Here is a 20530-nt window from a genome sequence, read left to right as displayed (position 1 = left end):
ACTGAGGTGACCCGTGGCCCGAAGCCCCCACCTGCGGCGGCCGGTTCACCGAGATCGTGTCCAACCTGACCGGGTCAGGCGGGCTGCCACAGCTCGACCCGATTGCCCTCAGGATCGGTGACCCAGCCGAATCGACCGACACCCTCCATGTCCTGCGTTTCCTCGGCCACGTCCGCTCCCCTGGCGCGCAGTTGGGCGAGCATCGCATCCAGGTCGCGGACCCGAAAGTTGAGCATGGTTTGCTGGGTGCGGGACCCGAAGTAGTCGGTCTCGGACTCGAACGTCGCGAACACCGTCGGCCCGGCTGCCTGGCGCCACACTCCGTGCTCATCGACGTCCAGGCCCAGGCAATCGCGATACCACGCGCTCAGGGAGGCCGGGTCGGCGGCCCGCAGGAAGTATCCACCGATTCCAAGCACACGTTCCATGCCGCCATCTTGCCAGGACGGCGATCGGGCGGGCGGGTTGAAGCGCCCGCCTTCGACCGCGAGAGCTGCAAGGAGGCACCGTCTTGCGGAGTGCGCCCGGAGATCAGTTGCCAGGTCGGAAGCGGAGCGCCGACCAGGTGTCGTCGATGGCGATCTGCCGCACGGGCCGCACGCCCCGCTCGGAAAGCGCGGCAGCCAACGTGTCCCGGTTCAGATCCGTTCCGAGCTTCCCGCCCTTCGGGTACGCCACCCAGGCTAGGGCATCGCGCTGCGCGGCGGCGAGCGCCGCCCGCCCCTCCGCCCCGAGGAGATCACCCGAGGTGGTCACGAAGACGAGCACCGCATCGACCGAAGCCGCGTCCCCCGCGGCCTCCTCGAGCTCCAGCTGGACGTCGTTGGGCTTGCCCAGGACTACGACACTCTGACCGGGCTTGATCTGCAGCTTGCTCATGACGGTCACGTGCCCGATCCTGCCACCCTCAGGACCACCCCGCGCACCTCCCGGCAGGGTGAGCCTCAACCGTCAAGAGCCGTCCGGACGACGGTGGTCCAACAGCCGCCGTCCGGATTCCTGCTTCTTCGGCCGGCGACTCAGCAACCGCCGCAGTTGTAGTACAGAACGTCCCAGTGGCTTCCCTCGTCGGTGTAGGCGTTGCCGGCGCCCGACGTCCACATCGGGTAACCGTCACCGCGCAGCCCGGAGTAGCTGAAGTTGCTCTTGATGTAGTTCCCGATGCAGGTGTACTTGCTGTAGTCGAGCTTTTGACTTGCTCCTCGGGTTGACGCCCGAGGATTGTGGCCTTCTCGATCGTTGCAGTGCCGCTACGCGGCACGGGGTTCGGTCGGGTATCCGTGGCTTCCTGCTTCTTCGCGCTGTGCCGGGATCGCTCCTGGTCTTACCGGCGCTCCGCAGGCCGATACCGCCAGTCCGGCGGCCGACTTCACGTTGATCGCGGCATTGGTGTCCCGGTCGTGGAAGGTGCCGCAGGCGGTACAGGTCCATTCCCGGACGTTCAAGGGTTTGGGTCCGTCCTTGACGCCGCAGGTCGAGCAGGTCTGGGAGGTCGGTGTGAACCGGCCGATCCTGACCAGGGTGCGGCCGTACCGTTCCGCTTTGTACTCCAGCATGCTGATGAACGACGACCATCCGGCGTCGTGCACGGACTTGGCCAGCTTCGTGCGGGCCAGTCCCGCCACCGACAGGTCCTCCACGGCGATCCCTTGGTTCTCGGAGATCAACTTCGTGGAGAGCTGGTGGTGGAACTCGCGGCGTGCGTCAGCGATTTTGGCGTGGGCGCGGGCGACCTTCAGGCGGGCCTTGGCCCGGTTTTTTGATCCCTTCTGCTTGCGGGACAGTTCCTTTTGGGCCTTCTTCAGTTTCTTCTCCGCGCGCCGCAAAAAGCGCGGGGAGTCAATCTTCGTGCCGTCGGAGAGGACCGCGAAGTGGGTGAGGCCGAGATCGATACCGATGGTGCGATCGGTCTCCGGCATCCGGGTCGCGTCGGCGGCGGGGTCGGTGTCGAGGACGAAGGAGGCGAAGTACCGCCCGGCCGCGTCCTTGATGACGGTGACAGACGTGGGGGCGGCCGGCAGGGTGCGGGACCACTTGACCTTCACCGCGCCGATCTTCGGCAGGTTCAGACGGCCGCTGTCGGTGATGTTCCAGCGGGCGTTGGCGGTGAACCGGACCGACTGCCGCGTGTCCTTACGGGACTTGAACCGCGGTGCTCCCACCTTCGGTCTCTTGCGCGTGCCCGTGAGGGAGACGAAGAAGTTGCGGTACGCCTTCTCGGCATCCCGCAGGGACTGCTGGAGTCACCACTGCGGAGACCTCGCCGAGCCAGGACCGCTCAGGTGTCCGCTTGGCCTCGGTGATCAGCTTCCGGGACAACTGGCCGGCCGTCGGGAACGGCTGCTCGGCCTTTCGGGCGTCTTCACGGGCGCGGACCGCGTCGTTGAACACGACACGGGCGCATCCGAACGCCTTCGCCAGCGCGGTGTGCTGACCGGTGTCCGGATACAGGCGGAAGCTGTACCTGAGCTGCATGTCCGTCACCCTACATACCAGGGGTTATGGGTGAGATGCAGGAGATCAGAACTGGTCGGCACCGTGTTTTCGTGATGCATGTGCACTTGGTCTTCGTGACCAAGTTCCGGCACGAGGTGTTCACCGATGCTCGCTTGAGGCAGATGGAGGAGATGACGCGGCCGGTGTGTACGGACTTCGAGTGCGACCTGGTGGAGTTCAACAGCGAGGGCAGCCACGTCCACCTGCCGGTGAACTTCCCGCCCAAGGTCGACGTGACCAAGCTGGTCAACTCCCTCAAGGGCGTCTCGTCCCGCCGCCTGCGTCAGGAGTTCCGCGACATGGTGCGCCACTACTGGCGGGCCAACAAGCTCTGGTCCGGGTCCCACTTCGCCGGACCGTCGGCGGCGCCCCGCTTTCCGTGGTCACACAGTACATCGAACAGCAGAACCGGCTGGTGTGAGCACCGCCCGCCTCCCCCGGGAGAAGCCCTCGCGACGCTCCGCGCCACAGGCGAAGAACCGCGGTATCCGGCGCCGCCGGACCTGAGTCTGCGACGCTCCGCGTCGCCACTGTCAGATTCGCTTCACCACCGGCCTGAAGGCCGATCCACTGCGAATGCATTGCGGTAGCGGTCGGAGCAGTTACCGGAGGAGGGCCAGGTGATGCCCACCTCACGGAACATCTGGGTCGCAGTGGCCTCACTGATCTTGGTGACGGCGAAGGCGTCGGTGGCAGTGCCGAGTACCGCGACACCGGGGGCGACGACAAGGGCGAGGGCGGTCAGCGCGGAGCGGACCTTCATGAGGAGCCTCCTGCTCATGGCCGTGCTTCCTATGGGGCGGCTGTGCAGGTGGTGCCACGAGATGATGCCAGAGTTCTCCGCGCGCCTGCCAGAGGGATGACCGGGTCGCGAGCGCAGCCGGAGCGGCTGCGCGGGCAACACGCGGCGTGGGCACGTCAGCCGGGAGTGAGGCCGGCTTCGAGGGCGGCTCGCTGTTGTTCCGGCAGGTGGTCGCCCAAGGGCACCTTGCGGGGGCTGTGGTCGCCTTCGCAGATCCAACTCCGCTCATCCTGGTCGAACCACCAGTCCTGGGCGCCCCACATGGGGTGCCCCTGGAGCAGCTGCCTGGCCAACGGCTCGCTCGACTCGGGAGCTCCCTGAGCGACCAGGGCCTGGACCACGGCTGCCACGGCTCCCTCCGGGAGCGCGGTGTCGCCCAGGACCGGAAGGAGGAGAAGGAGCCGGGCATGGGGGTCGGTGACGCCCATGGCGTCAGCCGGTGCCGGCAGCAGGGCGGCGAGCTCTGGCCAGCACAGCCCTGGGCCGACACGGTCCTCATCATCACTGGCCAGGACGAGATCCAAGCTCCAGTCGGGGTGCGTGAGGAAGTAGTCCGTGCTCGTGAACCCCTCGCCACTGTTGTCGTGCACGACGATCGCGAATCCGCCGGCCAGGGGCACCGTGAACACGGGCCACGCTGTCGGGTCGTGCAGCTTGTCCAGCATGGCGTCCGCGTCGGCCGGGTCAGCGCCGAAAGCTTCTGGCGAGAAGCCCTCCGACAGGTCCGCCAGGTGCGCGGACCAGAAGCCTGGCTCATCCAGGAGGGGAAGCCCGTGCGCGCACGACCTTGGCGTCGCGGGCCCGCTCCAGCCACTCACCGACAATAGAATTTTTCTTGACAGGAATATCTGTCGGAGGCACTCTGGAACGGTGCTGGACGTCGCTGTGATCGAAGAACCCGCCGCGGCCGAGGCATCCCTGGACCCGATACGGTCCCGGATCCTCGCCGCCCTGGCCGAACCCGGCTCGGCCGCCATGCTGGCCACCCGCCTGGAGCTCCCCCGGCAGAAGGTCAACTACCACCTGAAGGAACTGGAGCGTCACGGCCTGGTGGAACTCGCCGAGGAGCGGCGCAAGGGCAACGTCACCGAACGGATCTACCGCGCCACCGCCGCCTCCTACGTGATCTCCCCCACCGTTCTGGCCGCCGTCAGCCCGGACCCCTCCCGCTCACCTGACCAACTCTCCGCCCACTGGCTGCTGGCGCTGGGAGCCCGGCTGGTGCAGGAGGTCGGGTCCCTGCTGACCGGCGCCTCACGAGCCCGGAAGCGGGTCGCCACCTTCGGTATCGACACGGAGGTCCGCTTCGCCTCCGCGGCAGACCGCACGGCATTCGCCGAGGAACTGACCCAGGCCGTCGCGGCCCTCGTCAGTCGCTACCACGACGAGACCGCCCCGGGCGGCCGCAGCCACCGTGTGGTCGTCGGACTCCACCAGATCCCCGACCGGCAGCCGGGCGACGCGGGCAAGCGGATCGAACCAGAGCAGTCCGGGGGGACGGACGCAACTGAACCCGACGCAGGACAGGACGACTGACTATGACACACCCGTTCGAGATCGAGCTGGAGACGACGCTGCCGGCGAGCCCGGAACAGGTCTGGGAGGCGATCGCCACCGGACCGGGGATCGACTCCTGGTTCATGGGGCGCAATGACGTGGAACCACGCGAGGGCGGTGTCGCCGGCATGGAGACCGGCGGCCATCGCGAGGAGGCGGTGGTCACCGCCTACGAACCCGGCAAGCGCTTCGCCCTCCGCACGGCCACCGGCGCGGACGGCCGCTTCATGGCCTTCGAGTACCTCATCGAAGGCCGGGACAGAGGCAGCACCGTGCTCCGCGTCGTCCACAGCGGCCTGCTCGGCGACGACTGGGAGGACGAGTACGACGCGCTGCGCCGCGGCTGGCCCTTCCATCTGCACACGCTGGGCCAGTACCTGGCGCACTTCAGGGGCCGCACCGGCGTTCCCGTCTTCGCCATGGCCATGCCCGGCGAGCGTCCCTCAGGGGAGGTCCGGGCGGCGCTGACCAGCGCTCTGTCACTGCCGACCTCGATCACCGTGGGCACGCCGGTGCACGCGGAGCCGGCGGCCCTGCCGGCCCTGGACGGCGAGGTGGTCTGGGCCGACGACGAGCGCTTCGAGATCCGCACCGGGGACGGGATCTACACCTTCCACCACGGCGCCAGCGGTGGCCCGGTACTGATGTTCCATCACCTCTTCGGGCCGGACACGGATGGCGCCGAGGCCGCCTGGCAGCAGTGGCTGACCCAGCTCCTCGGCTGACGCCCGCACACAGCTCCTCCGCTCCGACCAGGCCAGTCGAACAACCCATATGAGAAAAGGAATCACGCATGCGCACCCTGATCAGCACCGCCTTCATCTCGCTCGACGGCGTCGTGGAGGCCCCCGGCGGCGAGCCCGGCTACCGCAACTCCGGCTGGACCTTCAAGGACGTCGAGTTCGTCCCCGAGGCATTCGAGATCAAGGAACGAGAGCAGCAGGAAGCCAACGCCATCCTGCTGGGCCGGGTCAGCTACGAGGCCTTCAGCCCGGTGTGGCCGGACATGCCGGAGTTCGCGCACTACAAGACGATGCCCAAGTACGTCGTCTCCACCACCCTCAGCGAGGACAAGCTGGTCTCCAACTGGGGCGCGACCACCATCCTGCGCTCACTCGACGAGGTCGCCGACCTCAAGAAGACCGAGGGAGGCCCGATCATCGTCCACGGCAGCGCCGCGCTGAACCACAGCCTCTCGGACGCCGGCCTGATCGACCGCTACCACCTGCTCGTCTACCCGCTGCTGCTCGGCGCCGGCAAGCGGCTGTTCAGCACCACGGACAAGGACACCCAGAAGCTGAAGCTGGTCGAGCACGAGGTCTACTCCAACGGCCTGCACAAGCAGGTGTTCGACGTGGTCCGCTGACCAGCTCCGCCGGCTGCCTCCTGCTGCGCAAGCGTGTCCTCAAGTCCTGACCGACCGGCGGGCACGGCGGTTGTTCCAGCTGCCGAAGAAGAAGACCGAGATGAACCAGGAAGACGCTCTCAAACAGCTCAGCCACATGGCGCGGGAGAGGGCGTTCGGCGGACACATCGGGTCCGACCGACTGATCCAGCCGGGGCTGGACGCTCTGATCGCCGGCGTCGGGAGTCCCTCGCTCGCCATGCCGGCCGGTCTCTTGCGCAGTGACCTTGGATATCCGGAAGACCTACAGCCACTTGTCCACTGCGCTCTCAACCTGGCCTCCTGGGAGGAGTCGTGGGGCATCTCCGTCGCGCGCGACGTGCTCATGGATGACGAGGACGCGGTCATCGGCGCCGTCGACGCCAACCGGCTGCGGGGGCGGGCACCAACGGGCGCCGGTACCGCGCTGCACGACAGCTCGTGTGCCTGGCGCACCGCAGGTACATAGCGCAGGCCAGAAGGAAGGTCATCCGCCCCGTCGGCACAAGGGCGCCTGTCGGGCGTGCGGCCACCAACCGTCGAGCCGCCTGCGCACGTTCAGCTTTCACGACAGGCGGCTGGACGGTCGTGCCCGGGTGCCGGGCGGATGCCGGCGCGGAGGTGGTGTCTAGTAGATGCTGACGCCGTAGGCGCTGAGCGCCTCGGGCACCGGCTGGTAGAACGTCGTGCCGCCGGTGGTGCAGTCGCCGCTGCCGCCGGACGTGATGCCGAGCGCCTTCGTCCCGTCGTAGAGGGGGCCGCCCGAGTCACCGGGCTCGGCACAGACGGTGGTCTGGATCATGCCGCTGACCGTGCCGCCGCCCTGGTAGCGGACACTGACGTTCAGCGCGGTCACCGTGCCGCTGTGGGTGCCGGAGGTGGAACCGGTGCGCTTGACCGTCTCGCCGACGTAGGCGTTCGCCGCGCTGTAGCCGCCGGGGTGGCTCAGAGCGGTGTTGTCGTAGCGGACCAGGGCGTAGTCGTTGCCCGGGAAGTCGTAGCCGATGGTCGGGCCGATGAGGGTGGTGTGGGCCTGGTTGGTGTACCAGGTCTTGGCGACCTTGCCGCAGTGGCCCGCGGTGAGGAAGTAGTACGTACTGCCGCTGACCACGTTGAAACCGAGCGAACAGCGGTACTGTCCACCGTAGATGGCGTTGCCGGCGCCCAGCAGCGGCCGGAAGACGCCGTCGGCGTGCCGGACCTGCACAGCACCCAGGTCGCCGGCGGCGGCCTTCTCGATGCGGGCTATCGCGGCCTTGGTGACCGTACTGTCGGCGGTGACGACGACGCGTCCGGATGCCCGGTCCACGTACCAGGCGGTGCCGTCGACACCGGCCCGGGCGATGTTGTCCGAAACGCGGGCCAGCTGTGCCGCGCCGCGAACCGGGGAGCTTGCGGCACCGGCGGTGGGAACTCCCGCCAGGGTGGCGGCGACGAGGCCTGCGGCGACGGCGAGCAGACGGGTGCGTTTGGTTCTCACTGATCCTCCTCTTGGGAAGCGCGAGGCCCTACGGGGTGGGGGCCCGTGAGATGAGCCAGAACGGCGTGTTTCTGACATGCACCGATCAGTGAGAATGCCGCCGTAGAGCCCCGCGCACAAGAGACTCACAGCAACGGAATCCCGGCACCCGTGACGGCCTCGCGAGCACCGGCTCACAGCCGGCCGTCGGCCCGGCGCGCGACGGCGTGCAGCGGGAGGTCCTTCCCGGCCTGCGTGAAGGCGAGTTCGCCGACGACCGCCGGACGTCCGGGGGGCCTGGCCGGCTCGTTGCCGGACGTCAACGACACGGCTCCCGGCTGGTCGGGCGGTAGGTGCGCCAGGGCCACGCCGGGTGGGGATCGCATGGCCACAAGGCTGTACTTGGCCGACAATCGCCGCTGGTCTTCAGCCCAGCGGGATTCGTCGCGAATGAAGGAGGCGGACGATCTGCCCGGAGCAACACGTGTATTGGAGGATCTTGTCGCGGAGCTGAACACCTCAGTCGGCCCCGATCACCCGGCGGCCCTCATGGCGCGCATCCGGATCGCCGCTTGGCGCGGCATCGCAGGTGAACACGCCGTCGCAGTCCAGGAGCTGGACACCCTCGTGGCCGACATGCGGCGCGTGGGTGGGGACGACCATCCGGCCGGCAACCGACCGTAGTGGAACTCCAGGTGACCGGTCCCCGCGCCGCCGAATGCCGGCGTCCGCGCCGGGCGGGACGGCATCGCGGCCGGTGGCGACATCACCGACAGCGCCCTGGGCGAGGGCTCCGAACGGTGACCCCGCTCCCCCGGTCACGCCGGAAGGACACGGCCGACCGAGGCCCGCCGGGCGCAGCTTCCCAAAGCCCGCACCCCGCCACAGCGAGTCCGCCGGTCGGATCGGTGCGGTGTGGCAGCCGGCGGTGCGGGTGCCGGTGCCGGTTCACTACGACGTCGGTCTGGAGTCCATGCCGTGATGACGAGGGTCGCCGTACGGGTGAAGGCTGTCCGGCCTTTTCCGGGCTCCAGCGCCTACGGCTGCGCCGATTGGCGGCTACTCGCGGCCAAGCGGCACCACCGTCCGTTCACACGGGCATGGATGGGCAGGAGGTGGGTGCCGATGGCGAGTGATGACCTGATCATGCGCGTGGACGAGGGCGGGCGGGTGACGCAGTGGAGCCGTTCTGCGCAGGAGATGTTCGGGTGGGCCGGCGAGGAGGCCGTCGGCCAGTCCGTCGCTGCTCTTGCGGGTGAGGCCGCGGCCGACGAGCAGTGGCGTCGGGCGCGGGTCGAGGATGCCGGCGCTGTGCTGGTGAAGCCGGTGCTGACAGGTTCTTCAGTGGTGTGGGAGGTGCGTGCCGCCGCCGATGCCGTCTCTGAGCAGGACTTGTCGATCCTGCAGGCCATGTTCACCCAGTCTCCGGTGGGTCTGCACGTGTTGGACGACCAGTTGCGCATCGTCCGCATGAACACGGCGACACGCGCGCTGCGTGGCGCGCCGATTGCCGGACTGCTGGGCCGGGGCTTCACCGAGGCGTATCAGTTGGCCAATCCGCGGGAGGAAGAGGCCGCGGCACGCCGGGTCCTGGAGAGCGGGCAGCCGGTGGTGAACCGGCTGGTGCGCGGGGTGACGGGGCTGAACAGCCGGCACCGCAGCATCTATTCCGTCAGTTACGTGCGTCTGGAGAACGATCGTGGTGAGGTCTTGGGCCTGATGGCCGCCGCAGTCGACGTGACCGACCGTGAGCGGGCCCTGCAGCGTCTCGCCGTGCTGGAGGAGGTCCGCAAGCGGGTCGGGGAACGGCTGGATGTGATCGCCGTCAGCCAGGAACTGGTGAATGCGGTGGTACCGGCCTTCTCGGGGATCGCGGTGGTGGAGGTGATCGAGGATGTGGTGCGAGGTGAGGCGCCCCCGCTGGTCCCCGTCGATCGCGGTGTGCCCCTGCGTCGGGCAGCGTTCCAGGGCAGGGTGTCGGCCTATCCGGTGGGTGATGTACGGCACCTGCCGTACGGGACTCCGTTCGCTCGGGTGCTGACGGATCTGCGGCCGCGGCTTGTGTCGGTGGACGAGGACAGCATGTGGCTTGCGGCTGATCGGGCCCGGGCCGATGCCATCAGACACTCCGGTGTCCACTCCTTGATCGTGGCCCCGCTGGCCTTGCGGGGCGAGGCGCTGGGCGTGGTGAGCTTCTACCGGCACGAGGACGAGGATCCCTTCGAGGAGGGGGACATCGCGCTCGCGTCCGATGTGTGCGCGCACACGGCGCTGTGTATCGACAACGCCCGCCGCTACGCGCGGGAACGGACCATCGCGGCGACGCTGCAGCGCAGGCTGCTTCCCCAGCGGCCGGCGGTCCCGTCCACCGTGGAGATCTCCCACCTGCACATTCCTGGCGCCGAGGGCGGTGGCGACTGGTTCGATGTCATCGCGCTGGCTGGGGCGCGGACGGCGCTGATCGTCGGCGACGTCACCGGACGAGGGATCGCCGCGGCGACCACGATGGGACAACTGCGGACCGTCATCCACTCCCTGGCCGCACTGGACCTGCAGCCGGATGATCTGATGGCCCGCCTGAATGACACCGCCGCCCGACTGGCCGCCGAACGTGCCGCGCTGCCCGCAGGCGACCCGCTGCACCACGAGCCGCTCACTGCGGGCTGCCTGATCGCCCTCTACGACCCGGTCGAGCTCCGATGCACCATCGTCCGCGCCGGGCTGTGTGAGCCTGTCGTGGTGTACGCCGACGGCAGCTCGGCCACTCTGTCCGTGCCTGCGGGCCCCCTGCTCGCCGGCACCGGCAACGCCCCTTTCCCGGCGACCACGGTCGACCTTCCCGTAGGCAGCACCCTGGTGATCGGCACAGCGCCACTGGCCGAGAACCTCCTGGCGCCGTCCGCGCCACTGCGGCCCCTCCTGAGCGAGGGCGCAGACCGACCGCTGGCCGACCTGTGCGACACGATCGCGTACGCGCTCACCGACGACACCCGGTCGGTAGAGGCGCTCATGCTGCTCGCGCGCACCAAGGCGCTGCCCGCGGACAAGGTCCTCACGCTGCCCTTGCCCGCCGGGCCCGAAGCCGCACCGTACGCACGCGCAGCGGTCCGCCGCCAGCTGCAGGAGTGGACCGTCGACCCGGAAACCGCGTTCACCACCGAACTCATCGCCAGTGAACTCGTCGGCAACGCGGTCCGCTACGGAGCCCCGCCCCTGCGACTGCGCCTGATCCGCGACCGATCCCTGACCTGCGAAGTCAGCGACGCCTCCACCAGCGCGCCCCACGTCAAACACGCCCGCACCATCGATGAGTCCGGACGTGGGCTGTTCATCGTCGCCAGTCTCACCGGCAGCTGGGGCACCCGCTACCACGACCAAGGCAAGACCGTCTGGGCACAGCAGCCCACCGAGGTGACATGAGAGCGTCACACCCGCCGCCGAACCGTAACGAGGAGACATCCAGCGGCAACGGGGGCCGACTACACCTCGCCGGTGGCGAACAGCTCCAAGTGCCCGCACTTGGGGCAGCGGTACGCCTCTATCTGCCGCCGGGGTCGGCCCCTCCGCTTGGCACCCCCGAACATCCCCCGCTCCAACGCACCTTCGATCCAGCGCGCGTAGCCACGCGAGTGCTCGCCGGCATCCTCGATGAAGCCTTCTGCCAGGCCGACGGTTCCACATTGCGTGCACGTGTAGTTGCTCATCCGGTGAGTGTAGAAAAGGGTGCGTGTCCGAGTAGGGCAGATGCAGGCTGAGGGCGGCCTTGACCACGCTCGTGATGCGGGTGGTCGAGCAGCGGAACTTGCGAAGGAGCCGCCATGTCTCCAGGGTGGCGACGACCTGCTGAGCCACGGAAAGGCCGTCCCAAGGGCCGCAGGCGGCCAGGAGAGTATGGCCTGGGCGTAGCCCGCGCGGGCGGCAGCCGGCCGGCGTGTGTCGTCCGCCATGGTGCGGCCCATTGCGCGGCGCGCGACGCGGTCCGGGGACAGCAGGATGACGCGCGCACCGCTGTCGGACAGTTCCGCGGCCTGCTGTGAGGCGCTCGGATGCGGCCCGACCGCCCCGGGGGACCGGCACGACCGCCGGCACCCGGCGGTGCCCGCGTGCGAGCTGCAGGTGGGCGGTCGAACGACTGCCGCCGTCCATCCAGCGCCGGCCCGCCACGGTGACCGGCGGCCACACGACGGGCACGGCGCAGCTCACCGCGACCGCTTCGCGCAGTGTCACTCCGGAGCGTGAGTCGCAGACCGCGGCACCAATGACCTCATGACCACGAACCTGGAAGGCGTGACGTCCCTGGAGCCGATCCACGCCCACAACCGTGAAACCATCGACGAGCTGCTCCAACGCGTCAGGAGCAGGAAAGCGTTCGCCCCGACCTCACCACCGAGGACCTGCTCTTCACCCTGGCAGCACTGGGGAGGGCCGTTCCCGCGCTCACCACGGTCGCCCCGGAGGCCTGGCTCCGCCCGCTCGCCCTGCTCCTCGACGGCCTTCGCACCAGCCCGTGCGCGCTCCCGCTGCCCGCACCGGCCCTCACTTCCGGCCGGCTCGGCCAGGTGCTGCTCAACCTTGGCCCGCACAGGCGGCGTTGAGGGCGCCCTGACTGACACGGTTGCCCTGATGGGCCTGCCGTCACTGCTTGGCGCCGAAGTCCTGCGTCCACCACGGGCCGCCGGCACCCTTGTGAACACCCACGCCGATGTCCTTGAACGAGCAGTTGAGGATGTTCGCCCTGTGGCCGGGACTGTTCATCCAGGACTCCATGACCGCTGCGGCGGTCTGCTGGCCTTGGGCGATGTTCTCGCCGTACGTGGCCCAGTGGTAGCCGGCGGCCGTGATGCGCTGTCCGGGGTCGACGCCGTCCGGGTTGGTGTGGTCGAAGAAGTGACGAGCGGCCATGTCGTCGGAGTGCCTCTGGGCCGCTTGTTGCAGTTGCGGGTCCTCGGTGAGGGGGCCGCAGCCGACGCCTGCCCGCTCCTTGTTCACGAGCGCGACCACCTGGCCGACGGCGTCCGTCCGGTCCGGCAGTGGCTGCACTGTGCTCGCCGGGGTCGCGGCCGGTCGGCCGGACGGCCGGTCGGTGGGCCCGCTCTTCTTGCCGCGGCCCACTGGGTTCGCAGCCCGCGACCGCTTCGGCTTCGCCGGGGACGGGGAGGGCGAGGCCGACGGCGACACGCCAGCGGTACTGGGTGTGGCGAGGTCCAGGGAGGGGGCGGCAGCTCTTCGCTCCGCGCTCGCGGTGTCGCGGCCGGATCCGGAATCCGTACCGAAATACCACAGACCACCACCGACGACGCAGGCCGCGACGACGGCCCCTCCCGCCGCCCGGCGCCGCGTGCGCCGGCGCCGACGGGACTCGCGGCGCGAGCCGGTCCCGCCCCGTATGCCGCGTCGCGCAGCGCCCGGGTCCGATCCGGTGTCGCCCTCGGTGACCCCCAGCGCTGCGGCAGAACCTGCCGGGGCAGCACTCCCGGGAGAGGCAGACACCTTGGCGAGCAACGCAGTCGACACCGCGACCAGCGCCAGACCGGCCAGCAGCCCTTCCGCGGGCATCAGACCGCTCCACAGTCCACTGCAGCGGCTACAGCCGCGCGCATGCCGGGCTATTCGCTTACGCCACAGAGCCGATGGCCTGCCGTCCCAGGAAGCCAGCACGATGCGGAGCTCCTCGCACCGTGGCCGTGCGTCGAGCGCTCGTACGACCACGCGGGCCGCCTCGAGCTGCGCCTTCATCCGCTGTACGCGGACCGCTGTGTGCTGGGGCGAAAGGTCCAAAGCCGCCGCCACCTCGGTCCGGGTGAGCTCACCGGCACACTCCAGCCACCACAGGGACAGCAGTCCCCGATCATCGGGCTCCAGCCAGCGGGTCGCCTGTGCCGTCTCCTGACGCTGTCCGGCGAGCTGGAGTTGCACCACCGTGAGGTCGACGAAGTCAGCACCCGGATCGGCCAGTTCCTCGGCCTCCTCCATCGTGCCCGGGGCGAAGCGCCGGTTCTGCCAGTGGGCCCGGACCTGGTTCATCGCGATCGCCACGAGCCAGGAGCGAAAACGCTCGGGAGTACGCAGTTCGTCAAGGCCGTTCAGGGCGCGCAGCATGGTGTCCTGCACCACGTCGTCGACATCCACCGAGCCGTTCAGAGCCCGGCCCACAATGTTGTAGACCAGCGGGAGGTAGGCGTTGACCAGCGCGTCCTGGGCTTGGGTGTCGCCCTCCCTGGTGGCCGTGACCAGTACCGCTGTCTCCACCGCGTCCTGCGTACTCATGCACATGCTTCCTGTCATCGAGGCCGAACGATTGTGTCCGATACCTGGGAGATCACTCGATGCGCCCCGGATAACAGTTCTTCGAGAGTGAGTTTCAGTTCGGGTGTCGTCGACAGGAGCAGCGGCTCAGCGCGGACCCAGGTGGTCAACCGCGCGCCGCGCTCCTCCAGAAGTCCCGCATCAGCGGCGTTGGTGTCGGGTTCTCCATCGCCACCTGCGTCAGGAGGATCGCGACCAGGCCCGTGGCCGGGACGATGTGTGCCGTCGTCCCCGTGCCGCCCACCCAGCCGTAGCGGCCGGGGACGTTCCAGGGTTCGGCCGAGGTGACGTCGACCTGGCCGCCGTAGCCCCAGCCCTGGCCTTCGAGGAAGAGGGTGGCGGCGGCGCGCTGTCCGGCCGTGAGGTGGCTGGTGGTCATGCGGCTGACGGAGGCCGGCGTGAGAAGGCGGCGGCCGTTGCCCTCACCTCCGTTCAGCAGCATGCGAGCGAAGGCCAGCCAGTCGTCGGCCGTGGAGACCAGTCCCCCGCCGCCCGAGTGGAAACGCGGCACGCGCCTCCACTGGCCCTCGGGAGCGTCGGTCAGTTCCAGGGTTCCGTCCGGGGCCGGCGCATAGGAGGACGTGAAGCGGTGCCGCTTCGCCTCGGGGACCTCGAAGGCCGTGTCCTCCATGCCCAGCGGCTCGAAGATCCGTTCCGCGAGGAAGTCGGGCAAGGTGCGGCCCGACGCCCGGGCGACCAGGATTCCCTGGAGGTCGGAGGAGGTGCCGTACAGCCAGGCGTCTCCCGGCTGGCGCAGCATCGGTACCTGCGCGAGCAGTCCCAACCAGGTGTCCGGGTCCGGCCAGTCCTGCAGGGCGCGGCCGTCCTTCTGCACCGTGAAGAGGGACTGCACCGCCGGGAGGGAGAAGTCGTCGGGGAAGCCCCAGCCGGTGCGGGAGCTGAGCAGGTCCTCGACCGTGATCGGGCGGGCCGCCGGGACGACGTCGACGAGCGGGGCGTCAGGGGTGCGCACCACGCTCGGTTTCGCCAGCTCCGGCAGCCACTCCTCGACCGGAGCGTCCAGGGCGAGTCGCGCCTCTTCCACCAGCATCAGGACCGCCGCCGCCGCGATGGGCTTGGTGATGGACGCGATACGGAAGATCGTGTCCCTCGCCATCGGGGCGGTGCCCTCGGTGTCCACCGAGCCGGCGGTCACCACCTCGACGTCATCGCCGCGGGCGACGAGTCCGACGGCGTCGGGCACCCTCCCGTCGTCGACGTACCGGTGCAGGGTGTCATGCAGAGCTTTCATCGGTGGCCTTCCGGTCGGGGTTCGTCCAGCGGGTACGACTCCCGGGTCGGCGGAGACTCGTCGGCGGCAGTGAACGTACGGTGTCGCCCCCTCTGAAAACAGGGCCGTGTCGGGACGCCAAGAAAATCGAACACGTGATTGAATCTGGCCATGAGTCCGATTCCCGACGACCTCGCCCATGCGCAAGAGCAGTGGCACGCCACCTATCGGCAGCTCGCCGTACGCCCGCGCACCACACTGCGGCGGCGACTGATCCATCTGTCGGCAGAGGTGCTGTTCCACCCGTACTGGCAGGGACGGCGGTCAGGAGCCTGGGCTGCGCTGAATGCCACGGGGCGGGAGGGCAGGAGCTGACGGTGAGCGACGGACGCATGGGCGAGATCCGGCAGCGAGCACCGTCAGGAGCTCTCGCCATGTGTCGAACCAGCCCCGCGGCCGGGCACCGACGCAAGGTCGACGAACAGCGGCATTCTGTGCAGCGGCGGAGGCTCTCCCGGCAGACCCAGCCGCTGCCAGGCCAGACGGGCCGACACCTTCAGCACCCGTCGCGCGCGCACTATGAGCAAGACCGCGAGAGGCAGCTCGACCAGTACCGCTGAGGCGGTACTCCACCACACATCGGGTCTTCCCCAGTCCAAAGAGACATCGAACCAGGCATCGCATATCAGCAGTGTGGCCGCCACGTACGACAACGGGACCATGGCCTGCCGTCTCAGCCACACCGCCATTCCCGCACCGGCCAACGACACCAGCAGCATGACATCGAAGCCGACCCACACCATGGGCCAGTACCGAGCCTCGAAGCGATCCGGCAATGACACCGCGAGGTACACGGTCCAAGGCACGAGCAAGAGCACGGACACGCCGAACTGCCGTAGAACCCGCCGGTAGCGGCGGCGCAGCGCGACACTGTCCAGTGAGAAGGAGCCGACTGTCATACCGGCGGGGGCGGTGGGGTCCCTCTGCTCGCTCATCTTCGCCTGTTCCTTCCGGCAGCTGGTGGCCCTGCGAACCGCCGCTGTTGGTGCACTTCCTTCATGGTTGCATCCCACCCGAGTGGGGTGGGGTCCGGCACCATGGGAATGCCGCTGCCACTGTTCCTGCTGCTGTGGGCGCCGATGAGTTCGACGGCCGGGCGGGGTCTGGATCTGAGCACCGCAAGCTGCGCACACGACAGTGAGGGATCATGAGCGCCAACGCACTACCGCCCGTCGTCGACGCCGAGACCTGGCAACGAGAGCTCGATGCCCTGCGCGTCCGGGAGAAGGCCGCGACCCGAGAACTGGACGCGATCGCCGCCCAGCGTCGCCGCCTGCCCATGGTCCGGATGCCTGAGTACACCCTGGAGGGTGAGAAGGGGCCGGTCCGGCTGGTGGACGTCTTCGAAGGCAGTACGCAACTGATCGTTTACCACCACATGTGGTTCCCCGGGAAGCAGTGGCAGTGCCCGGGGTGCACGGGCTTCACCTCACAGTTCACCCGACTGGAGTTCCTGGACGCCTATGACGCCCGGTTCGTCATCGTCACCCAGGGGCCGATCGACGAAGCGCTCGCTTACAAGCGGCGAGTCGGAAACCACATGACCTGGTACTCCACGGCGAACAGCCCGTTCGGAAGCGATGTCGGCGCACCGCCCGGCGGGGGATTCGCCGTCAACGTCTTCCTGCGTGACGGCGACACCGTCCACCGGACCTGGCACACCGACGGTCGTGGCGTCGAACAGCTCAGTCACACCTTCTCGCTCATCGATCTGTTGCCCTACGGGCGACAGGAGGACTGGCAGGACTCGCCCGAAGGCTGGCCACAGGATCCGACCTACAGCCGGTGGAGCTCCTCCGAAGACATCGCGGCACTCTACGGCCCGGGACAGCACACGTAGAACTGCCACCGCCGGGCAGTCCAGGGGGCCCGGGCCTGCACGGCTACGAGGATCCCCGCCTGCCTCCCGGACCGGTCACCCGTAGCGTGCCGAGGGTCGGCCGCGAGGGCGCCCACGACGACGGGTGCACAGCGGCTGCCTCCGCGTCGTCGCGCACAGCGCCCAGTTGCTGTGCGCGGCGAGGAGCGTGGCCAACGACTCACCTGTCTGCGCCGTCATTGTTCGACTTCGGGCATCCGTGGAGCCGCCCATTGCCGTGCCGGCTTCGGTCAGGTCCTGCTCAGCGTCGGCCTCGGCCGTCCAGCCCCGTTGATCAATGCCTCAACTCCGAGCCGCTGGAGGCCACTTGCCGAACGAGAGCACCGCGTGACGCCCTCCGGCGTTTCCTCCGCCTCACCGCCGACGCTCCCAGCGAGGCCATGGCCGATCTGTTCGGTACGGACACCGTTGCACGGTCGGTCGCATGGTGAGCCACTCCGGCCGCACACTGCATCAGGTCGCGCCCAGTGGCACGGGGTGTGGTGCGACAGCCGGTGGCTGCTGTGCTGGTGACGGCTGGCCGACGTCGCCAGGAGCGGCGGTCGGTGGGCCTCCGGGGCATGCGGAAGCGCAAGAGCCGGCCCATGCGGCCGTCCAGCTGCAGGCCACCGTCGTCACCGTGGCTCGGCCGTCCGGCCAGGTGACACATCGTCCCTGGTCCATGCCCCGGGCCACAACCCAGGGGGACGGGCAGCGGCCCCAAGCTTGCGTCCCCCACCTGTCTCACCCGTTCGGCGGTGGGAAACACCGGAATGGAAGCCCAACGGCCACGACGTCGGGACAGGGACTGACGGGAGGCGTTCGGGCGGGCATCACCAGGTGGATCGGCCGGTGAACGAAAGGACGGGCGCCCGGAGAGCAGTCCGGCAGCGTCTGGTGCATCGCTCCGGTGGGCTGCGTACGGCGCGTGTGGTGTCGGACAATGGTCAGTACTGGGCCCCGGCCCGATTCCGGCGGGCCGGGGCTCCAGATCATTCACTTGACGCCGGCCTAGCCCCAGCGGTCCCGGACCACGCGGAAGCTGGCGACCACGCCGTGATGGACGTGGATCTCATGGGTGGGGCACACGCGCACGCCGTCGCTCTGGCTGTGGGGTCCGACGATGGCGACCGGAGCACCGTTGTCGCAGACCGCCCCACGGAAGACCTCGACGGTCTTGTGCGTGTCGTTGCGGACGTTCAGGGTCTTGGCGCCCAGACCGCTGACCACGGTGATGCAGTCGCCCGGGTGGGCGGAGTACGACCGCTCGTTGATCAGGATCCGGCCCCAGTCGCCTTCACGACCCTCACGGCCCTCACGGCCCTCACGGCCCTCGTTGCCCTTGCCCTGCCCGGACATGCCGTCGGAAGGAGCCGCAGCGGCGACGACCGGGGCCGACTGGGGCACCGGGGCGGAGGCCGCCGATGCGTAGGTGATACCGGTCGCGACCAGAGCTGCGGCGGCCGCAGCTCCAGCAGTGACCACGGTGGAACGGGGGACCTTCATATCGCTTCTCCTGTCTGCTGTCTCAGAGATACCGGCTCGTCAGCCGGCCGTGATCAAAATTACCTAAAGGAGTCATACCAGTCATATTGAATGACCGCCCTTGGGCGCCGAATGGGGTATTTCCGGCGCCACATGCCGTCGCGTCAGGGGTGCGGATGAGCTTGAAGTACCCCAAGAACAAAGCAGATTGATGCGGCATTAACCCTTTTGGTTGATCCTCTGATGCCCACTCACCATGCAGACCACGGCGTGTCGCTACGGAAGGGGAGGCCGGGTCGTGCTAGCGGGCGGGCTGCCTGCACCCAGACCACGACCACGATCCAGTTGACGCAACCACTTGGTTGCCATAGTATCGCAATCAGACGGTTGCTATATCTCTGGAGGCAGACATGGCGTTCCCCGATCGAATCGAGCGGACCATCGAGATCGCGCACCCGCCGGCCAAGGTGTGGGCGGCACTCACCACGGCCGAGGGACTGAGCGCCTGGTTCGGCAACGAGGCCGCGATCGACCTCCGCCAAGGCGGCACGGCCTGGATGAAGTGGGACGGCGGCCACACCGCCGACATGCGGGTGGAACGGGTCGAGGAGCCGACGGTGTTCGGCTTCACGTGGCGCATGGCCGAACTGTCCGAGGACGATCCGCGCCGGACCTATGTGGAGTTCACGCTCGAACCGGTCGGCACCGGCACCCGGCTCACCGTGGTCGAGACCGGCTTCGCCCAGCTCGCGGACGAGGTCTACCGCAAGGAGTACGACGGCCACACCGAGGGTTGGGCGCGCGAACTGGGCGAACTGGTCGACTACCTCGATGCCGCGGCCTGACGTCGAGGCGATCGCCGAACAGGTCTTCGCCGCACTGGCCGACCCGAGCCGGCGCGCCATCCTGGCCGCGCTGGCGTCAGGGGGGCCGGCCACGGCCACGGACCTGGCCTGCCGGCTGCCGATCACCCGGCAGGCGATCGCCAAACACCTGGCCCTGCTGGCCGATGCCGGCCTGGTGACGGCCGAACCGGGTGAGCGGCGCCGGGTGCGGTACCGGCTGCGGTCCGCACCGATGCAGGTGGCGCAGCAGTTCCTGGCCGCGCTGGCTCGCGACTGGGACAGCCCGCTCAGCGCTCTGAAAGATCACCTCGACGAGCAGGCGCGCGGATCCGAGTGACGAGGACCGCCGCCTGACACACCGGTGGGAGAGCCGACGGTGAACGTGGACATCCGGCGCCCGAGCGCGCCGGCGCTGGTGCTGGGGGTGACGCTCGGGCTGGCCGCGGCATGCTGGGTGGCCGCGGTCCGGCTGATGCACGGCATGGACATGGGGGTCGCGACCGGGCCCGGGTCGTTCGGGTTCTTCGCCGCGACGTGGATGACGATGATGGCGGCGATGATGCTGCCGGGCGCGGCCCCGGCGGTCGCCGGGTACGTCCGCCTGGTCGGCAGGATGCGTGGCGCGCTGCCGTTCACCGGGGCTTACCTCGCCGTCTGGGCGCTCGCCGGTGTGGTGGCGTACGCGCTGGACCGGCCGCACGGATCACCGGCCGCCGGCGCCGTGGTGATCATCGCGGGCACCTATGAGCTCACGCCGGTCAAGCGGTGTTTTCGGCGACGCTGCCACGAGGTTGCCGGTTCCGGGCTGAGGTTCGGGCTGTACTGCGCCGGATCGAGCATCGGGCTGATGGCGATGCTGGTGGCGCTGGGCGTGATGAGCGTGTTGTGGATGTCGTTGGTCGCCGCCCTCGTCTCCGCGCAGAAGCTGCTGCCCGCGAAGACCGTGATCGATGTACCGCTGGCGCTGGCGATCGTCGGGCTCGGCGTCGTGACCGTCGTCGCGCCCTCACTGCTCCCGGGGCTCACGCCACCGCCGATGTAGCGACG

22 protein-coding genes and 5 pseudogenes are annotated in these 20530 nt (G+C 69.0%); 13 read left to right on the top strand and 14 right to left on the bottom strand.

Annotated features, from left to right (window positions below):
- Positions 1–74: 74 nt before the first annotated feature.
- From ACFYOH_RS39415 to ACFYOH_RS39405, 3 genes and pseudogenes are all read right to left on the bottom strand, one after another.
- Entirely contained in the window at positions 75–428 is a 354-nt protein-coding gene (locus tag ACFYOH_RS39415) for a VOC family protein (RefSeq protein ID WP_388635908.1), read from the bottom strand.
- Between the two features lie 103 nt (positions 429–531).
- Positions 532–879, bottom strand: coding sequence for a hypothetical protein (locus tag ACFYOH_RS39410; protein ID WP_388635906.1), 348 nt, complete (start codon positions 877–879; stop codon positions 532–534).
- A 371-nt stretch (positions 880–1250) separates the two neighbouring features.
- Positions 1251–2475, bottom strand: a pseudogene (locus tag ACFYOH_RS39405) (RNA-guided endonuclease InsQ/TnpB family protein).
- 26 nt (positions 2476–2501) lie between these two features.
- Here ACFYOH_RS39405 and tnpA point away from each other — a divergent pair.
- Positions 2502–2917, top strand: a pseudogene (gene tnpA, locus ACFYOH_RS39400) (IS200/IS605 family transposase).
- Between the two features lie 123 nt (positions 2918–3040).
- Here tnpA and ACFYOH_RS39395 read toward each other — a convergent pair.
- Together ACFYOH_RS39395 and ACFYOH_RS39390 are read right to left on the bottom strand one after the other, a co-directional pair.
- Positions 3041–3277 (bottom strand): hypothetical protein, encoded by a 237-nt coding sequence (locus ACFYOH_RS39395; protein ID WP_388635938.1) that lies wholly within the window; start codon positions 3275–3277, stop codon positions 3041–3043.
- Between the two features lie 137 nt (positions 3278–3414).
- Positions 3415–3963, bottom strand: coding sequence for a hypothetical protein (locus ACFYOH_RS39390; RefSeq protein ID WP_388635904.1), 549 nt, complete (start codon positions 3961–3963; stop codon positions 3415–3417).
- 205 nt (positions 3964–4168) lie between these two features.
- Between ACFYOH_RS39390 and ACFYOH_RS39385 the strand changes: the two genes are divergently transcribed.
- From ACFYOH_RS39385 to ACFYOH_RS39370, 4 genes are all read left to right on the top strand, one after another.
- Positions 4169–4834 carry an ArsR/SmtB family transcription factor gene (locus tag ACFYOH_RS39385; protein WP_388635902.1) on the top strand — a complete coding sequence of 222 codons (666 nt, stop codon included), beginning with the start codon at positions 4169–4171 and terminating at the stop codon, positions 4832–4834.
- 2 nt (positions 4835–4836) lie between these two features.
- A complete protein-coding gene (locus ACFYOH_RS39380) occupies positions 4837–5580 on the top strand; it encodes an SRPBCC domain-containing protein (protein ID WP_388635900.1) in 744 nt (247 codons plus the stop codon).
- 68 nt (positions 5581–5648) lie between these two features.
- Positions 5649–6221 (top strand): dihydrofolate reductase family protein, encoded by a 573-nt coding sequence (locus ACFYOH_RS39375; RefSeq protein ID WP_388635899.1) that lies wholly within the window; start codon positions 5649–5651, stop codon positions 6219–6221.
- Between the two features lie 100 nt (positions 6222–6321).
- Complete coding sequence (locus ACFYOH_RS39370) at positions 6322–6708, top strand: hypothetical protein (protein ID WP_388635897.1); 387 nt, start codon at positions 6322–6324, stop codon at positions 6706–6708.
- Between the two features lie 159 nt (positions 6709–6867).
- Here the strand turns inward: ACFYOH_RS39370 and ACFYOH_RS39365 are convergent, their stop codons facing one another.
- Together ACFYOH_RS39365 and ACFYOH_RS39360 are read right to left on the bottom strand one after the other, a co-directional pair.
- Positions 6868–7719, bottom strand: a complete 852-nt coding sequence (locus ACFYOH_RS39365) for a S1 family peptidase (protein ID WP_388635895.1) — start codon at positions 7717–7719, stop codon at positions 6868–6870.
- A gap of 173 nt (positions 7720–7892) precedes the next feature.
- Positions 7893–8084, bottom strand: coding sequence for a hypothetical protein (locus tag ACFYOH_RS39360; protein ID WP_388635893.1), 192 nt, complete (start codon positions 8082–8084; stop codon positions 7893–7895).
- Between ACFYOH_RS39360 and ACFYOH_RS39355 the strand changes: the two genes are divergently transcribed.
- Together ACFYOH_RS39355 and ACFYOH_RS39350 are read left to right on the top strand one after the other, a co-directional pair.
- Positions 8083–8382: a hypothetical protein gene (locus ACFYOH_RS39355; protein ID WP_388635891.1), complete on the top strand. Its 300-nt coding sequence runs from the start codon at positions 8083–8085 to the stop codon at positions 8380–8382. The two genes, ACFYOH_RS39360 and ACFYOH_RS39355, sit on opposite strands and share 2 nt — an antisense overlap.
- A 441-nt stretch (positions 8383–8823) precedes the next feature.
- A complete protein-coding gene (locus ACFYOH_RS39350) occupies positions 8824–11118 on the top strand; it encodes a SpoIIE family protein phosphatase (RefSeq protein WP_388635889.1) in 2295 nt (764 codons plus the stop codon).
- Between the two features lie 59 nt (positions 11119–11177).
- On the opposite strand, the gene ACFYOH_RS39345 is transcribed toward ACFYOH_RS39350, so the two are convergent.
- The 3 genes and pseudogenes from ACFYOH_RS39345 to ACFYOH_RS39335 all read right to left on the bottom strand — a co-directional run.
- Positions 11178–11402 carry a hypothetical protein gene (locus ACFYOH_RS39345; RefSeq protein ID WP_388635934.1) on the bottom strand — a complete coding sequence of 75 codons (225 nt, stop codon included), beginning with the start codon at positions 11400–11402 and terminating at the stop codon, positions 11178–11180.
- Positions 11403–11427: 25 nt separating this feature from the next.
- Positions 11428–11571: pseudogene (locus ACFYOH_RS39340) on the bottom strand (IS5/IS1182 family transposase); the annotation flags it as partial.
- Between the two features lie 20 nt (positions 11572–11591).
- Positions 11592–11940: pseudogene (locus ACFYOH_RS39335) on the bottom strand (patatin-like phospholipase family protein); the annotation flags it as partial.
- On the opposite strand from ACFYOH_RS39335, the pseudogene ACFYOH_RS39330 reads away from it, so the two are divergent.
- A pseudogene (locus ACFYOH_RS39330) lies at positions 11941–12293 on the top strand (TetR/AcrR family transcriptional regulator); the annotation flags it as partial.
- 40 nt (positions 12294–12333) lie between these two features.
- Here ACFYOH_RS39330 and ACFYOH_RS39325 read toward each other — a convergent pair.
- Entirely contained in the window at positions 12334–13965 is a 1632-nt protein-coding gene (locus ACFYOH_RS39325; RefSeq protein WP_388635887.1) for a sigma-70 family RNA polymerase sigma factor, read from the bottom strand.
- A 145-nt stretch (positions 13966–14110) separates the two neighbouring features.
- Positions 14111–15256 carry a serine hydrolase domain-containing protein gene (locus tag ACFYOH_RS39320; protein WP_388635885.1) on the bottom strand — a complete coding sequence of 382 codons (1146 nt, stop codon included), beginning with the start codon at positions 15254–15256 and terminating at the stop codon, positions 14111–14113.
- 150 nt (positions 15257–15406) lie between these two features.
- Between ACFYOH_RS39320 and ACFYOH_RS39315 the strand changes: the two genes are divergently transcribed.
- Positions 15407–15610 carry a hypothetical protein gene (locus tag ACFYOH_RS39315; RefSeq protein ID WP_388635883.1) on the top strand — a complete coding sequence of 68 codons (204 nt, stop codon included), beginning with the start codon at positions 15407–15409 and terminating at the stop codon, positions 15608–15610.
- A gap of 44 nt (positions 15611–15654) precedes the next feature.
- Here ACFYOH_RS39315 and ACFYOH_RS39310 read toward each other — a convergent pair whose 3' ends face one another.
- The gene (locus ACFYOH_RS39310; RefSeq protein WP_388635881.1) at positions 15655–16230 is read right to left on the bottom strand and encodes a hypothetical protein; all 576 of its coding nucleotides are present in this window, start codon (positions 16228–16230) and stop codon (positions 15655–15657) included.
- 212 nt (positions 16231–16442) lie between these two features.
- Between ACFYOH_RS39310 and ACFYOH_RS39305 the strand changes: the two genes are divergently transcribed.
- Positions 16443–17135: a DUF899 domain-containing protein gene (locus ACFYOH_RS39305; RefSeq protein ID WP_388635879.1), complete on the top strand. Its 693-nt coding sequence runs from the start codon at positions 16443–16445 to the stop codon at positions 17133–17135.
- A gap of 1029 nt (positions 17136–18164) precedes the next feature.
- Here the strand turns inward: ACFYOH_RS39305 and ACFYOH_RS39300 are convergent.
- Entirely contained in the window at positions 18165–18659 is a 495-nt protein-coding gene (locus ACFYOH_RS39300; protein WP_388635877.1) for a hypothetical protein, read from the bottom strand.
- Positions 18660–19048: 389 nt separating this feature from the next.
- On the opposite strand from ACFYOH_RS39300, the gene ACFYOH_RS39295 reads away from it, so the two are divergent.
- From ACFYOH_RS39295 to ACFYOH_RS39285, 3 genes are read left to right on the top strand one after another with little or no spacing between them, the layout of a single operon-like run.
- Positions 19049–19483: an SRPBCC domain-containing protein gene (locus ACFYOH_RS39295; protein WP_388635875.1), complete on the top strand. Its 435-nt coding sequence runs from the start codon at positions 19049–19051 to the stop codon at positions 19481–19483.
- A complete protein-coding gene (locus tag ACFYOH_RS39290; RefSeq protein ID WP_388635873.1) occupies positions 19470–19820 on the top strand; it encodes an ArsR/SmtB family transcription factor in 351 nt (116 codons plus the stop codon). Before ACFYOH_RS39295 ends, ACFYOH_RS39290 begins: the two co-directional genes overlap by 14 nt.
- A gap of 39 nt (positions 19821–19859) precedes the next feature.
- On the top strand, positions 19860–20525 hold the full coding sequence (locus tag ACFYOH_RS39285) for a DUF2182 domain-containing protein (RefSeq protein ID WP_388635871.1): 666 nt from the start codon (positions 19860–19862) through the stop codon (positions 20523–20525).
- Positions 20526–20530 lie beyond the last annotated feature (5 nt).

Source organism: Streptomyces sp. NPDC007856, assembly GCF_042868225.1.
In the GTDB taxonomy this organism is placed as follows: Bacteria; Actinomycetota; Actinomycetes; order Streptomycetales; family Streptomycetaceae; genus Streptomyces.
This window is presented reverse-complemented; position numbering and strand designations above follow the sequence as displayed.